The following is a 12,283-nucleotide window of genomic DNA, read 5'->3' as shown; positions in this document are numbered from 1 at the left end:
TTATAAAAGCGAGTAAAGTAAGGCTCAAATCCGATGAAAAGAAAGATGGCCGTACCCAGCTCACCGGCGGTTGGTTCAAATACACCTCGGACCAACACCCGCCACGAGCAAGAGACGGATGTACTGTTGATTGGCGGCGGCATCATGAGCGCCACGTTGGGAACCTGGCTGCAGGAGCTTGAGCCGGACTGGTCTATTACCATGGTCGAGCAGATGTCCAGCGTCGCTGAAGAGAGCTCGAACGGCTGGAACAATGCGGGTACCGGCCATGCGGCGCTGATGGAGCTGAACTACACGCCACAAACCGCCAGTGGGATTAACATCGACAAAGCGGTCGATATCAACGAATCCTTCCATATTTCTCGTCAGTTTTGGGCCCACCAGGTGACCCGCGGCATACTCAGTAAGCCGAAATCATTTATTAACAGCGTGCCGCACATGAGCTTTGTGTGGGGCGAAGATAATGTCAATTTCCTGCGCGCGCGTTACGCGGCGCTGCAGCAGAGCGAACTGTTCCGCGGTATTCGCTATTCTGAAGATCATCAGCAGGTCAAAGCCTGGGCGCCGCTGGTGATGGAAGGGCGCGATCCACAGCAAAAAGTGGCCGCCACCCGCACCGAAGTCGGGACCGACGTGAACTACGGGGAAATCACCCGTCAGCTGATTGCCGGGCTGCAGACGCACGACAACTTCTCCCTGCAGCTGGGTACCGTTGTGCGCCGCTTTAAGCGCAACGCCGATAAGAGCTGGACGGTGACGCTGGCGGATGCCGACAATCGTCGTCAGAAGCGGGTGATTAAAGCCAAATTTATCTTTATCGGTGCCGGCGGTGCAGCGCTGACGCTGCTGCAGGAAACCGGTATTCCTCAGGCGAAAGAGTATGCCGGCTTCCCGGTGGGCGGCCAGTTCCTGGTCTGCGAAAACCCGGAGGTGGTTAACCACCATCTGGCTAAAGTCTACGGTCAGGCAGAAGTCGGGGCGCCGCCGATGTCGGTGCCGCATATCGATACCCGTATCATCGATGGCAAGCGCGTCGTGCTGTTTGGACCGTTCGCTACCTTCTCAACCCGCTTCCTGAAAAACGGTTCGCTGTGGGATCTGCTGGCATCAACCAACACCTCGAATATTCTGCCGATGCTCAACGTCGGTCTGGATAACTTCGATCTGGTGAAATACCTGATTAGCCAGGTGATGCAGAAAGATAACGATCGCCACGAAGCGCTGCGTGAATACTACCCGGAAGCGCGCAAAGAGGACTGGCGGTTGTGGCAGGCGGGTCAACGTGTGCAGATTATCAAACGTAACGGCAAGAAGGGCGTACTGCGTCTGGGCACCGAAGTGGTCAGCGATGATGACGGTACCGTTGCTGCTCTGCTGGGGGCATCGCCTGGTGCATCTACCGCGGCGCCGATCATGCTGCAGTTGATGGAGACGGTCTTTAAAGAGAAGGTTCAGTCGGCGGCATGGCAGGCTAAGCTGAAAGAGATTGTTCCGTCTTACGGCATGCGTCTGGATGGTAATCCGGCGGCGATTGAGCAGGCGCTGGCGTGGACCAGCGAAGTGTTACAGCTGCACTACGAGCCGGTGACGGTAGCCGACGAGGTGCCAGAGGCGACGCTGAAACCGCTGTCCGGCGATAAACCGATGGCGGATATCGCACTGTAAGAAAAGCAACCCGGCGGCGCCTGCTGCCGGGTTTTTAGTGTCTGAGCTTAGCGCTCGACGGCATTACCGGTTGTTTCTTCTGCTTTCCAGATCCGGTATTTCACTTCAACGTTCGCCGGGGTATAAACTACAATCGGCAGCTTGCTGTTGTAGCGCAGCATTGCAGCATCGCCTAATCCGGCAGTGATAAATTTCTTCTCTTTCTTGCCATTCGGGCAGGCCATCATCGTCGAAATCGGTGAGGTTACTTTATCAAATACGTAGTAATCGTAGCCCCAGCCTTCCAGCGTTTTGCTTTCCAGCTGGCCGCCGAGACGATGGCGGTTACAGTCAACTTCCAGCGTCTGACCAATCATCAGCTCAACTTTATATGCCGATTCATCTGGCTGCTGCGGCAGCTGAATCACCTGACGCTTCATGCCTTGCTCTGCTTTCGGGTACGGCGCAACCTTTTCCAGCGGCTGCTCAGCGGCCAGCGCGCCGGTAGAAACACAGGCGATAGCCAGCAGGGAAACGGCAAGTGTAGAGATTTTTTTCACGATTCATGATCCTTTATCATCGAGTTTTAACGGCAGAAGACTAGCACTCTTTTGCTGAGTGGTAAGAATTATTTACCAATGTTTTAATTGTACGTAGTTATATGTACTGATTTATAAGACTCTTCTGAATGTAGTTTCTGCCGTTGCGCCTGTTATGTGATTTAATCTGCTGGTGAGCATGTTTGGGCTCACCGGGGAGGCTAAACCTCCCCCCGAGATTACTCCTCCCGGCTGATTTTTCCTTCTTCAATAAACTCTTCATCAAGCTCATCGGTGTTGCCGGCGTGTTCACGGCCTGACAGCAGGTTCCAGCAGGCGATAAACAGGGCGGCGATCAGCGGGCCAATCACAAAACCATTAATGCCATAAATCTCCATGCCGCCGAGGGTAGCGATCAGGATCAGATAGTCCGGCATTCTGGTGTCTTTACCCACCAACAGCGGACGCAGAATATTGTCGACCAGGCCGATGACAATCACGAAGAAACCGACAATGAAAGCACCTTGCCAGAGTTGGTCGGTGGCGAACAGGAAGATGGCTGCGGGAACCCAGACGATGGCGGAGCCGACGGCCGGAATCAGCGACAGAAACGCCATGATCGCTCCCCACAAAATGCTGCCGTCGATACCGGCGACATAAAATGCGAACCCCCCCAGGATGCCCTGCGCAAGCGCCACCGCGGCGGTTCCCTTGACGGTTGCCCGTGATACGGCGGCAAACTTGGCAAACAGGTGATGCTTAACGTAGTTAGACAGCGGCAGCGCTTCAAGGATCGTCAGGACCAGATAAGGGCCATCTTTGAGCAGGAAAAACAGCAGATACAGCATAATACCGAAGCTGATGGTAAAGCCGAAGGTCCCTTTACCAATCAAAAATGCGCTACCGGCGAGATACTGTCCCCCTTTAAGGACGGCGTCTGAGAGCTGGCTCTGTATCTGCTGGGCGCTGTCGAGATGATGCTCAGAGAGGAAACTTCTGGCCCAGCCGGGCAGATGGGCAATCAGATCTGCCACGACGGTCGGAAATCGGGTGTCATTATGCTGAAGTTGGGTATACACCACGTTCAGCTCGATCGCCAGCGAGGAAATAATGATCGCCAGCGGGGTAAAGACAATCAGGCAAATGATGGCGACGGTCAGAAACGATGCCAGACCGTTCCGCTCCCCGAGGCGGCTACGTATCTTGTTTTTTACCGGGTTGAAAATAACCGACAGGATCGCGGCCCATAAGATAGCCGAGTAATAAGGCGAGAGAACATCAAAAAAGGCGAGGCTAACCACAAGCAAAATCAGGATAAAAAATCCTTTCGTAAGCCCATTTACTCTCATAGTAATCGTCCAGATGGCAGGCAAGTACGAGGAATAATAGAAGTTATTCCTCGATTTACAATCGGTAAAGTCGGCATTTGTTCTTAATGCGCCAGGCGCGCCGCTGAACAGGCCAGTGCAGAGGTACAATTGCCCAGGCGCGGCGACAAATGCGTAAATTTTGTTCATCCAGGGTGACAATGCTATCTCGCGATATATAATGAATATAACCAATATATCCATTTTGAGGAGGCGACGATGGCAATGAAGGGGAATACCGCGCGCCGTAATGAATCCTTTTTTGACATTAAAACCGTCAACGGTGATGAGCTGCATACTCTGACAACCCATGCCGATTCTGAGTATTTAGTCATTGATTTAGGAACCATCAGCGAACGTCATCGCGGTTTCGACGAAACGCTCAAAGTTGCGATGAACGCTGCAGTTAGTGCGGTTATCGCTTCCATGGGCATAGAGGCGCCAGGCGCGAGAGCACGAAAAGCCGCCGGTGCTGCGCCAAAACCTGTGGCGCCATCCGACGACAGGCAGAGGCGGGTGGAACGTAATGCGCTGCGTCGTGAAGAGCTGAATGCCCGCATTCTTGCGGATTCTGAATGGTTATCGGCAAAAGAGCTCTCGAATAAAGCGCAGTTCAAAAGCTCGAATCCCAGCGCCGGGCCGAATCGCTGGAAATCTGCGGGGCGGATATTTGCCGTTCAGCTTAACGGCAAAGATAAATACCCGGGATATGCGCTGGATGAAGGCTACCGCCCGGTACCCGTTGTTAAACAGGTTATCTCCTTATTTGGCGAGAAAAAAACGCCCTGGGGGCTGGCGATCTGGTTTGGTTCAGCCAACAGCTGGCTGGGGGGAAATAAGCCAAAAGATGTACTGAAAACTATGCCGGGTCAGGTGCTGCAGGCGGCACAGGCCGAACTGGATGGAGGAGGGCATGGCTAATGCGGATGAGCAGGTTGCACGGCAAGTACCTGCTCCAAAGGAAAATCTTACCGCTAATATTGAGACCTGGGTTGCCGGAAAGCCCATTTACAGGATTCACTCATCCGAATTTACGGCGACGCAATTTAATCCGGGCCTGGGAAAGGCTCGTTTTAGTCCAATGCGTAATGGGGTGCCGACACTGTACGGCGGTGTCAGCACCGGCGTGGCGATTATGGAGACCGTTTTCCATGACTTACCCGCTGATTCTGCCGGGATTCCATTTGATTCAGGCAGGCTGGCGGGGAAGGTCCATTCAGTTATTAGGCCTGTGTTGGATCTGAACCTGGTCGATTTGAATCCTAAAACGCTACGGAAAATGGGGGTTAAGCGGTCTGAGCTTCTTGATTCTCCACCAGAGCAGTATGCCTTCACTCAGGAATATTCTTTAGCCATCTACCATGCTCACCCGGATGCTCATGGATTGCAGTGGTCATCCCGACAGCATGGTGACACTGCGCTGATGCTGTTTGGCGATCGGATAACCTCGGAGCAGCTGGAAGTGGAGATAGAGTCTGAATCTATTCTGGGCTCGGACTCGCTTTTGGATTTGATTGAGGCAGAGGCCGATCAGCTTGGCGTGGTGTTGATTGAGCCCTACGGCGGTGATGAACCGTAGGACCTGTAGCAGTCAAGGGGGGATAATGTGTCAGCTGGCAGTTGCTGTACTCAATTTCACCCCATTAACTCCGCGTACGAAAAACAGGCATAAAAAAACCAGCCATAAAAGGCTGGTTAATCTGGGATTTTTGGTCGGCACGAGAGGATTTGAACCTCCGACCCCCGACACCCCATGACGGTGCGCTACCAGGCTGCGCTACGTGCCGACGCGATATCTACAGATTGATGCTATAAAGCAGGAGCTATCCTAGTGTGCTTATGCTTGCCAGTCAACAGCATACAGCCAGCCGGTGGTTTAATTGCTTATCTAATGAGCTATTTGCGATAGCCACGCTTCCGTCGGTTAACCCCCCGTTTTTGCGGCAGGTTACGCCGGTTGCTGGTGGTGGGCCTGACGCGATTTTCACCGTCTGTACCCAGGAGTTATCTGAAATAATTAACTGCGAAAATAAAGTGTTCCTGCGAGCTAGTCCGCTATGATTTTTTTTGCCCGTTTTTCTTCCTTTCCTTCGCCTTCAGCAGATGGAAATCGATTACTTCCGCCTGTTTTTTATTAATTCATCTTTATATTTACGTTTCTTTACTGTGTTAATTATCGTATTAATGTCAATTAAATCCCTGTTAATAGCCGCCATTTTACGGCAGGAAACTGGTTGCTTATAGATATACAATATATTGATATATAGAAATATATTGGTAATTTATACATTTCCCCTGCTCATTAATGCAGACGAAATAGTTACGCCAAATCGACGCATTTTTAAGACTCTTTAAGTCAAGAAAGGTCAGCGGGGTTTACAAATGCCGGTGCTGTCAGCATGATTCAGAGAGTCGGGCAGGTTTAGTATAAAAACCAACCGAAAAGTGGGTAGCACAAGTACATCGGCTTTACCAGGATTTGATAGTCAGTTTATCTGCCGGGCCAGAGAGACACATTGCGCGTCATCACCCGTGGTTGTTCGAGGTTACAGAGATGTTTATTCCAGTATGGGGTATGTATACCGTTGGCATGCTTATGTTTTTAATGTTTTGTGGTTTATATCATGGAGGTAAAAAGGAAGTTATTTTGAAGGCGAAGTATCACCATGCCGAACGAACGTTTTCCGATATCGCCTTGAATTTGTTTTCACTGGAATACGATCTCGAAAGGTATGTTGCCACCATAAAAAACTATGACCGTGAGTTACATAAGTATATTTCACAAGTCGACTGCATGTGGCGTACCTCATCCTATGAGGAACTGAAAGAAAACTTCGATGCCCAGCTGAGAAAACAGTGGGAATCACTACATCGTAGTCTGCAATACGCGCATCAAATTGCCGAAAAAAATTCATAGTCGTACTGCCAGAGCATCAATTTAACGGTGCGAAGGTGCCTGAAACATTCTGTTTTTAGTCACTCACACGCAATTGCACCGGGTAATACATCATCACTGGCGGCAGTGTCGCGATAATAACGATAATTGTTAAATGAAACGCAAAGGGTAAATGTCATGAAAAAGAAAATTCAGCTGGTCCTCGCGACAGCGGTGCTGGCGACGGCTTTCCAGGCGTCGGCGATCTCCGAGCATTATCGCCAGCAGTTGGAGCGTAGCGGGTGCACGCAGGTGACCGACGGCAACGGCTGCGACATCCATAAGAGCAAAGCCGAGAACGCCAGCGCGAGCCATCACGCGGCTGATACCGTGAGCAGTAGCTCGCTTAACAAGACCCTGCAGGGTAAGTCAGTAACACAGGCGACCCGGACGCTTAAAAATACCGGCTGGCGCCCGTCCGATGAAAATGCCTTAACGTTCTGGAACGAAGCACAACAGAAAACGCTGCGCATGAAAGTGGATCCTAAAACCGATACCGTGACGGCCATCAGCGTGAAATAAGCAACGCATCGCGGTGCATGATGTCCCGCTTATCAGCGAACAGGAGTCGATGTAGCGGCTGATTATCCAGCGATGAGAACATAAGCTCTCCTTTTATTTTTGGGAGAGATGCGGAAAATGCTGGGTATTATTTCGGGGATTTTTGATTCCTCTTCCCCGGCGGGATAATCACCGGGGAAGAGGCGGTTGATACGCAGTAGCTTACTCAGTTAGCGATGAAACGCTTTTCATCGGTGAGTATCTGCAGCAGCAGGCTGAGCTGAGGCTTACGGTTGTCAATCTTCTGACCGTCGCTGTTCCAGGTGCTGTAGGTACCGTTGTGGTTCAATACCACGGTGACGTCATGCGAGGTGACGGCCAGCGTCTCGCTGTTGGCGGCCGTGACCCAGGCACGGCGACGTGCCGGGCTGAACAGGTCTTCACCCTGTGAATACTCATTGGCCGGTGTGGAGACGTGCAGCAGACGCTGCATCAGCGTTGTCATCACATCTTTGTTATCGGTCAGCGTCGCGATGTTCTGCGCCGGAATCCCCGGCCAATGGATCACCAGCGGTACCTGCAACTGTTCCCGGGACCAGTCAAACTGACCGTGCTGCGGGTTCAACGGCATACCGTGACCTGCGGTGACGATCACCACCGTGTTGTCCAGTTTTCCGCTGTCGCGCAGGGTGCTTAACACCCGACCAATCTGGCTATCGACATCGCCGGCGGCGCGGCTGTAGCGGCGCACGAAGTTTTGTTGCTGGCTGTTTTCAAGCGTCGTGCCGTTCAGCGAAATCCACGAGAACCAGCGATTCTCATCCTGGGCATAGCGGTTCAGCCAGCTAATCCACTGATTGGCAGTCTGCTCATCGCTTTGGGTTTTGGCGACCGGCAGCGAGAAGTCAGACAGCAGCGCCTGGCGGTAAAGCGGGCTGCTGAAGCCATCAGAAGAGAACAGTCCCAACTGATAACCCTGCTGGTTCAGCGCGGTAATCAACGCCGCCGGAATACGGGCCGACAGTACGCCATCCATATAGCCCGGCGAGATCCCATAGAACAGACCAAAGATGCCGTTATCGGTAGTATTGCCGGAGCTCATATGCTGCGTGAAATTGACGCTCTCTTTGGCGAAACTGGCCAGTTCCGGCATGTTTTTCTCATACCGTGAGTAGTTCAGATTATCGACGGTAATCAGCAGCACGTTATAGCCGGCCCCGAGATCGCGATAGCGCAGGCTGCTCAGCGGGTATTCAACGGAGACCGCTTCCGGCGCCCCTTGCTCGACCAGACGTCGCTGATAATCCTGAGCATCAAGCAGACCGTGTTTCTCAAGGAAACGACGGGCCGTCATCGGATAGGAGAGCGGCAGGTTGGCCCGCTGCATGGTGATCGGGCGATAGAAGTTAGCATCCGCCCAGATATAAATCAGGTGGCTGCTGATAAATGAAATAAAGAACAGCCAGGCGACAGGCCGGGCATAGCGACGACGGCGCGTCAGGCTGCGTAGCTTCTGCCAGCTCCAGGTCGCAAACAGCATCTCCAGCAAGAAGATGATCGGCACGCTGATAAACATCAGCTGCCAGTCGCGTGCCATCTCGTTCTGGTCGGGGTTAATCACCAGTTCCCAGACAATAGGGTTAAGATGCAGGTGGAAACGGGTGAAGACTTCGCTGTCGATCAGCAACAGCGTCATCCCTATCGTCGCCAGAATGGCCGACAGGAAGCGCATTAATCGCTGAGAGACGACGATAAAGGTCAGCGGGAAGAGAATCAGTACATAGCTGGTGAAAACCAGAAAACTGAAGTGACCAACGAGGCTGACGTAAGAGAAAATACGCCCGCCCAACGTCGTTGGCCAGTCGGCGACAAAAAGATAGCGGCTGCCGAGCACCATGGCCAACAACATGTTGAACAAGGCGAACCAGTGCCCCCAGCTGACCATCTGGGAGATTTTTTCTCGGTAGGGCTGACGGTGAGTCACCATATACAGTTGTTGGTTATCCTTAGTGCGCCGGGTCGTCGTTGATTGAAGACTGCAGAGCCTGGGCAAATGAGCGGGCGATAGCCTGACGTTGCGCTGGCGCGACGCTACTATTGATCAGGTTGGTCACCATATTACCTAGCACCATCAGTGAAAGGTCAACGGGGGCTTTGTGTGTTTCCAGCACGTTGGTCAGCTCACTGAGCAGCTGTTCAACGTGTTCATCACTATAGCGGGATAATTGCGGCATAAATTCGAAATCTGTTTGTTCGTGAAAGGGCAACATATTACCGTAGCAGCAGCTTTTTTTCCGCATTTTTTCGCCACGGCGCAAAAGCGCGCAGGATCGCGAGTCTCTGGCTGTCGAAGAGTCACGCGGCGGTTGCGTCGCCGTCCCGGCGGTGGTTGAATACCGGCCGGTCTAAAAGGAGAGTTTAACATGAGTCTGGATATCGACCAGATTGCCCTGCATCAGTTAATCAAGCGTGATGAACAAAACCTCGAACTGGTGCTGCGTGATTCATTGCTGGAGCCCAACGCGACGGTCGTGGAAATGATGGCCGAGCTGCACCGCGTCTACAGCGCTAAAAATAAGGCCTATGGCCTGTTTAACGAAGAGAGTGAACTGGCGCAAGCCCTTCGCCTGCAGCGTCAGGGTGAAGAGGCATTTCTGCCGTTCAGCCGTGCGGCAACCGGTCGTCTGCGTGACGAGCTGGCGAAATATCCCTTCGCAGAAGGCGGTATCGTGCTGTTCTGCCAGTACCGTTATCTGGCGGTAGAGTATCTGCTGGTGGCGGTGCTGAATAACTTAAGCAGCATGCGCGTCAACGAAGATCTGGATATCAGCTCCACCCACTATCTGGATATTAACCATGCCGATATCGTGGCGCGTATCGATTTAACCGAATGGGAAACCAATCCGGAATCGACCCGCTACCTGACCTTCCTGAAGGGCCGGGTCGGGCGCAAAGTGGCCGATTTCTTTATGGATTTCCTCGGTGCCAGCGAAGGGCTTAATGCCAAGGCGCAGAACCGCGGGCTGCTGCAGGCGATTGATGATTTCGCCTCCGATGCGCAGCTCGATAAGTCCGAACGGCAGAACGTGCGCCAGCAGGTCTACACCTACTGCAACGAACAGCTGCAGGCGGGAGAAGAGATTGAGCTGGAGTCTTTATCGAAAGAGCTTGCCGGCGTCAGCGAGAAAACCTTCCAGGAGTTTACTGCGGAACAAGGGTATGAGCTGGAAGAGAGCTTCCCGGCGGACCGCAGCACGCTGCGCCAGTTAACCAAATTTGCCGGCAGCGGCGGCGGGTTAACGATCAACTTCGATGCCATGCTGCTGGGCGAGCGGGTGTTCTGGGATCCGGCAACGGATACCCTGACCATCAAAGGCACGCCGCCAAACCTGCGCGATCAGCTGCAGCGCCGGACCTCCGGCGGCAACTGACCGTAATCAGCCCCGGCCAGCGGCCGGGGTTGCTCACCTGCTTATCCTCTTCCTATTCCGCGCTTGCATGGATCGTCGCGATCCCGTGCCCGGCGAGCTGCGCCTGTAATACCGCGTCCAGTGGGCTATCGACAATCAACGTACTCGCCAGGCTCAACTCGCCAATCGCGAAGGCGGATGCCGAATTGAGCTTTTCCTGTGACGCCATCACGATGGTCTCCGCCGCTCGTGCTGCAAGCGCTCGCTTGATACCTGCCTCTTCATAATCGCCGGTGGTGAAACCGGCGCGATGGTGCACTCCGGTGACCCCCATGAAAAACAGATCGGCGTTAATACGCGCGATACCTTCCAGCGCGCTGGCGCCTACGGTCACCACCGAATGTTTAAACAGTCGTCCGCCGATAAGAATGACCTCGATCAACGGTCTGTCGACCAGCGCAACGGCAATTCCCGGGCTGTGGGTCACGATAGTGCAGGCTAAATCCGCAGGCAGATAGCTGACCATGTACCCGGTAGTGGTGCCGCCATCGAGGATCACCACCTGGCCCGGCTGGATCAGTGCCGCCGCCTGTCGGGCAATGGCCTGTTTTGAAGCTGTTTGCACGTTTTTTCTTGTTTCAATCGGGGCAATCGCGGCGGAAACCGGCAGGGCGCCACCGTGAACCCGCTGCAGCTTCCCCTCCGCCGCCAGTTCGCGTAAATCCCGGCGAATTGAGTCTTCTGAGACGTTAAATCGTTGGCTTAGCTCGCCGGACATCACCTGTTTTTCGGCGTTGAGGATCTGCAAAATCTGCTGTTTTCGTTGGCTGGCAAGCATGTTTTATCCTGCATGTTTGATCTTGTTTGTGCTTTATTTTGCATGTTATGGTGCTCGCTGTCACCTCATCAGGGGAAAAAAATGCAAAGTGAGATACCGCAGGTTCGTCATGTTCAGGAAACGTTGCTGTCCGATAACTGGTACACGCTAAAAAAATATACCTTTGAATTGCTGCGGCGGGACGGCCGTTGGCAGGAGCAAAGCCGTGAAGCCTACGATCGCGGCAACGGCGCCGTGATCCTGCTCTATAACCGGGCGAAGCAAACGGTGGTGCTGATCCGTCAGTTCCGCTTTCCAGTGTGGATTAACGGCCACGATGGCTTGCTGATCGAAGCGGCCGCCGGGCTGCTGGATAATGCCTCACCGGAAGAGCGCATTATCGCCGAAGCGGAAGAGGAGACCGGTTTTCGCGTTACGCGGATCGAGCCGGTGTTTACCGCCTATATGAGCCCAGGCTCGGTCACCGAGAAACTCTATTTTTTCATTGCTGAATACACGGCGGACGATCGCTGCGGCGAAGGGGGAGGGCTGGCGGCGGAAGGGGAAGATATCGAAGTGCTGGAATGGCCGTTAACCCAGGCGCTACAGGCGATCCGCGATGGTATTATCGTGGATGCGAAAACCATCATGCTGCTGCAACATCTGGCGCTGAATGCGGAAACGCTGCTGGCGCCGGAGCAGGGTAACAGGTTATAAAACAAAACGCCCCGGACCTTGCGGACCGGGGCGTTTGCCACTCAACTTAACTTTCGGCGATTACGCGCGAACGAAGTCGATGTGAGACAGTTTTGGCTTGAACGGGTGACGCTGAACAGCCTGAACTTTTACTTTTTCTTCTTTGCCATCGATAACGATGGTCAGAACTTCACCGTAGAACTCAGCTTTACCCTGAATGTTCCACAGTTTGTCCTGGTCCAGCTCAATTGCTACCGGAGTAGCTTCGCCGCCATAAATGATGGCCGGGAATTTGTTAGCTGCACGCAGGCGGCGGCTCGCACCCTTACCCTGCTCTTTACGTACTTCTGCGTCGATAGTAAACATTGATATCT

General features: G+C 53.3%; 13 protein-coding genes and 1 tRNA gene. 7 read left to right on the top strand and 7 right to left on the bottom strand.

All coding sequences use genetic code 11. The features are described from left to right. The first annotated feature begins 33 nt into the window (after nucleotides 1-33). A complete protein-coding gene (gene mqo, locus EDF82_RS09210) occupies nucleotides 34-1,665 on the top strand; it encodes a malate dehydrogenase (quinone) (protein ID WP_123755189.1) in 1,632 nt (543 codons plus the stop codon). 47 nt (nucleotides 1,666-1,712) lie between these two features. Here mqo and eco read toward each other — a convergent pair whose 3' ends face one another. Together eco and EDF82_RS09200 are read right to left on the bottom strand one after the other, a co-directional pair. Beyond that, on the bottom strand, nucleotides 1,713-2,204 hold the full coding sequence (gene eco, locus EDF82_RS09205; RefSeq protein WP_123755188.1) for a serine protease inhibitor ecotin: 492 nt from the start codon (nucleotides 2,202-2,204) through the stop codon (nucleotides 1,713-1,715). Between the two features lie 218 nt (nucleotides 2,205-2,422). Then, entirely contained in the window at nucleotides 2,423-3,532 is a 1,110-nt protein-coding gene (locus tag EDF82_RS09200; RefSeq protein WP_123755187.1) for an AI-2E family transporter, read from the bottom strand. A gap of 237 nt (nucleotides 3,533-3,769) precedes the next feature. Between EDF82_RS09200 and EDF82_RS09195 the strand changes: the two genes are divergently transcribed. Together EDF82_RS09195 and EDF82_RS09190 are read left to right on the top strand one after the other, a co-directional pair. Further along, the gene (locus EDF82_RS09195) at nucleotides 3,770-4,471 is read left to right on the top strand and encodes an integrase (RefSeq protein WP_123755186.1); all 702 of its coding nucleotides are present in this window, start codon (nucleotides 3,770-3,772) and stop codon (nucleotides 4,469-4,471) included. Further along, entirely contained in the window at nucleotides 4,464-5,129 is a 666-nt protein-coding gene (locus EDF82_RS09190) for an RES family NAD+ phosphorylase (RefSeq protein WP_199733673.1), read from the top strand. Before EDF82_RS09195 ends, EDF82_RS09190 begins: the two co-directional genes overlap by 8 nt. Nucleotides 5,130-5,260: 131 nt before the next feature. On the opposite strand, the gene EDF82_RS09185 is transcribed toward EDF82_RS09190, so the two are convergent. After that, a tRNA-Pro gene (locus tag EDF82_RS09185) sits at nucleotides 5,261-5,337 on the bottom strand. A 767-nt stretch (nucleotides 5,338-6,104) separates the two neighbouring features. Between EDF82_RS09185 and EDF82_RS09180 the strand changes: the two genes are divergently transcribed. Together EDF82_RS09180 and EDF82_RS25440 are read left to right on the top strand one after the other, a co-directional pair. After that, entirely contained in the window at nucleotides 6,105-6,467 is a 363-nt protein-coding gene (locus EDF82_RS09180) for a hypothetical protein (RefSeq protein WP_123755184.1), read from the top strand. Between the two features lie 156 nt (nucleotides 6,468-6,623). Continuing rightward, nucleotides 6,624-7,007, top strand: a complete 384-nt coding sequence (locus tag EDF82_RS25440; protein WP_187043090.1) for a hypothetical protein — start codon at nucleotides 6,624-6,626, stop codon at nucleotides 7,005-7,007. Nucleotides 7,008-7,212: 205 nt separating this feature from the next. Here the strand turns inward: EDF82_RS25440 and yejM are convergent, their stop codons facing one another. Both yejM and EDF82_RS09165 read right to left on the bottom strand, forming a co-directional pair. Further along, nucleotides 7,213-8,973: an LPS biosynthesis-modulating metalloenzyme YejM gene (gene yejM / locus EDF82_RS09170; RefSeq protein WP_123755183.1), complete on the bottom strand. Its 1,761-nt coding sequence runs from the start codon at nucleotides 8,971-8,973 to the stop codon at nucleotides 7,213-7,215. Nucleotides 8,974-8,992: 19 nt separating this feature from the next. Then, nucleotides 8,993-9,220, bottom strand: a complete 228-nt coding sequence (locus EDF82_RS09165) for a YejL family protein (RefSeq protein ID WP_015583825.1) — start codon at nucleotides 9,218-9,220, stop codon at nucleotides 8,993-8,995. Nucleotides 9,221-9,409: 189 nt separating this feature from the next. Here EDF82_RS09165 and yejK point away from each other — a divergent pair, with 189 nt between their 5' ends. Next, complete coding sequence (gene yejK / locus EDF82_RS09160; protein ID WP_123755182.1) at nucleotides 9,410-10,417, top strand: nucleoid-associated protein YejK; 1,008 nt, start codon at nucleotides 9,410-9,412, stop codon at nucleotides 10,415-10,417. A gap of 52 nt (nucleotides 10,418-10,469) precedes the next feature. Here yejK and EDF82_RS09155 read toward each other — a convergent pair whose 3' ends face one another. Then, entirely contained in the window at nucleotides 10,470-11,234 is a 765-nt protein-coding gene (locus EDF82_RS09155) for a DeoR/GlpR family DNA-binding transcription regulator (RefSeq protein ID WP_123755181.1), read from the bottom strand. Nucleotides 11,235-11,315: 81 nt separating this feature from the next. On the opposite strand from EDF82_RS09155, the gene EDF82_RS09150 reads away from it, so the two are divergent. After that, the gene (locus tag EDF82_RS09150; protein ID WP_123755180.1) at nucleotides 11,316-11,930 is read left to right on the top strand and encodes an NUDIX domain-containing protein; all 615 of its coding nucleotides are present in this window, start codon (nucleotides 11,316-11,318) and stop codon (nucleotides 11,928-11,930) included. 60 nt (nucleotides 11,931-11,990) lie between these two features. On the opposite strand, the gene rplY is transcribed toward EDF82_RS09150, so the two are convergent. After that, a complete protein-coding gene (gene rplY / locus EDF82_RS09145; RefSeq protein WP_095100671.1) occupies nucleotides 11,991-12,275 on the bottom strand; it encodes a 50S ribosomal protein L25 in 285 nt (94 codons plus the stop codon). Between the last annotated feature and the right edge of the window lie 8 nt (nucleotides 12,276-12,283).

It is taken from the genome of Klebsiella sp. BIGb0399 (genome assembly GCF_003752615.1).
Classification (GTDB): domain Bacteria; phylum Pseudomonadota; class Gammaproteobacteria; order Enterobacterales; family Enterobacteriaceae; genus Klebsiella; species Klebsiella lignicola.
Note: the sequence above shows the minus strand (reverse complement) of the source record. Positions and strands in the feature narration are given on the sequence as shown.

Excerpts from the sequence above, each read along its gene's own strand:
- mqo (WP_123755189.1), top strand. The coding sequence starts at position 34 with ATGAAAAGAAAGATGGCCGTACCCAGCTCACCGGCGGTTGGTTCAAAT.
- EDF82_RS09200 (WP_123755187.1), bottom strand. The coding sequence starts at position 3,532 with ATGAGAGTAAATGGGCTTACGAAAGGATTTTTTATCCTGATTTTGCTT.
- EDF82_RS09195 (WP_123755186.1), top strand. The coding sequence starts at position 3,770 with ATGGCAATGAAGGGGAATACCGCGCGCCGTAATGAATCCTTTTTTGAC.
- EDF82_RS09190 (WP_199733673.1), top strand. The coding sequence starts at position 4,464 with ATGGCTAATGCGGATGAGCAGGTTGCACGGCAAGTACCTGCTCCAAAG.
- EDF82_RS09180 (WP_123755184.1), top strand. The coding sequence starts at position 6,105 with ATGTTTATTCCAGTATGGGGTATGTATACCGTTGGCATGCTTATGTTT.
- EDF82_RS25440 (WP_187043090.1), top strand. The coding sequence starts at position 6,624 with ATGAAAAAGAAAATTCAGCTGGTCCTCGCGACAGCGGTGCTGGCGACG.
- yejM (WP_123755183.1), bottom strand. The coding sequence starts at position 8,973 with ATGGTGACTCACCGTCAGCCCTACCGAGAAAAAATCTCCCAGATGGTC.
- EDF82_RS09165 (WP_015583825.1), bottom strand. The coding sequence starts at position 9,220 with ATGCCGCAATTATCCCGCTATAGTGATGAACACGTTGAACAGCTGCTC.
- yejK (WP_123755182.1), top strand. The coding sequence starts at position 9,410 with ATGAGTCTGGATATCGACCAGATTGCCCTGCATCAGTTAATCAAGCGT.
- EDF82_RS09155 (WP_123755181.1), bottom strand. The coding sequence starts at position 11,234 with ATGCTTGCCAGCCAACGAAAACAGCAGATTTTGCAGATCCTCAACGCC.
- EDF82_RS09150 (WP_123755180.1), top strand. The coding sequence starts at position 11,316 with ATGCAAAGTGAGATACCGCAGGTTCGTCATGTTCAGGAAACGTTGCTG.
- rplY (WP_095100671.1), bottom strand. The coding sequence starts at position 12,275 with ATGTTTACTATCGACGCAGAAGTACGTAAAGAGCAGGGTAAGGGTGCG.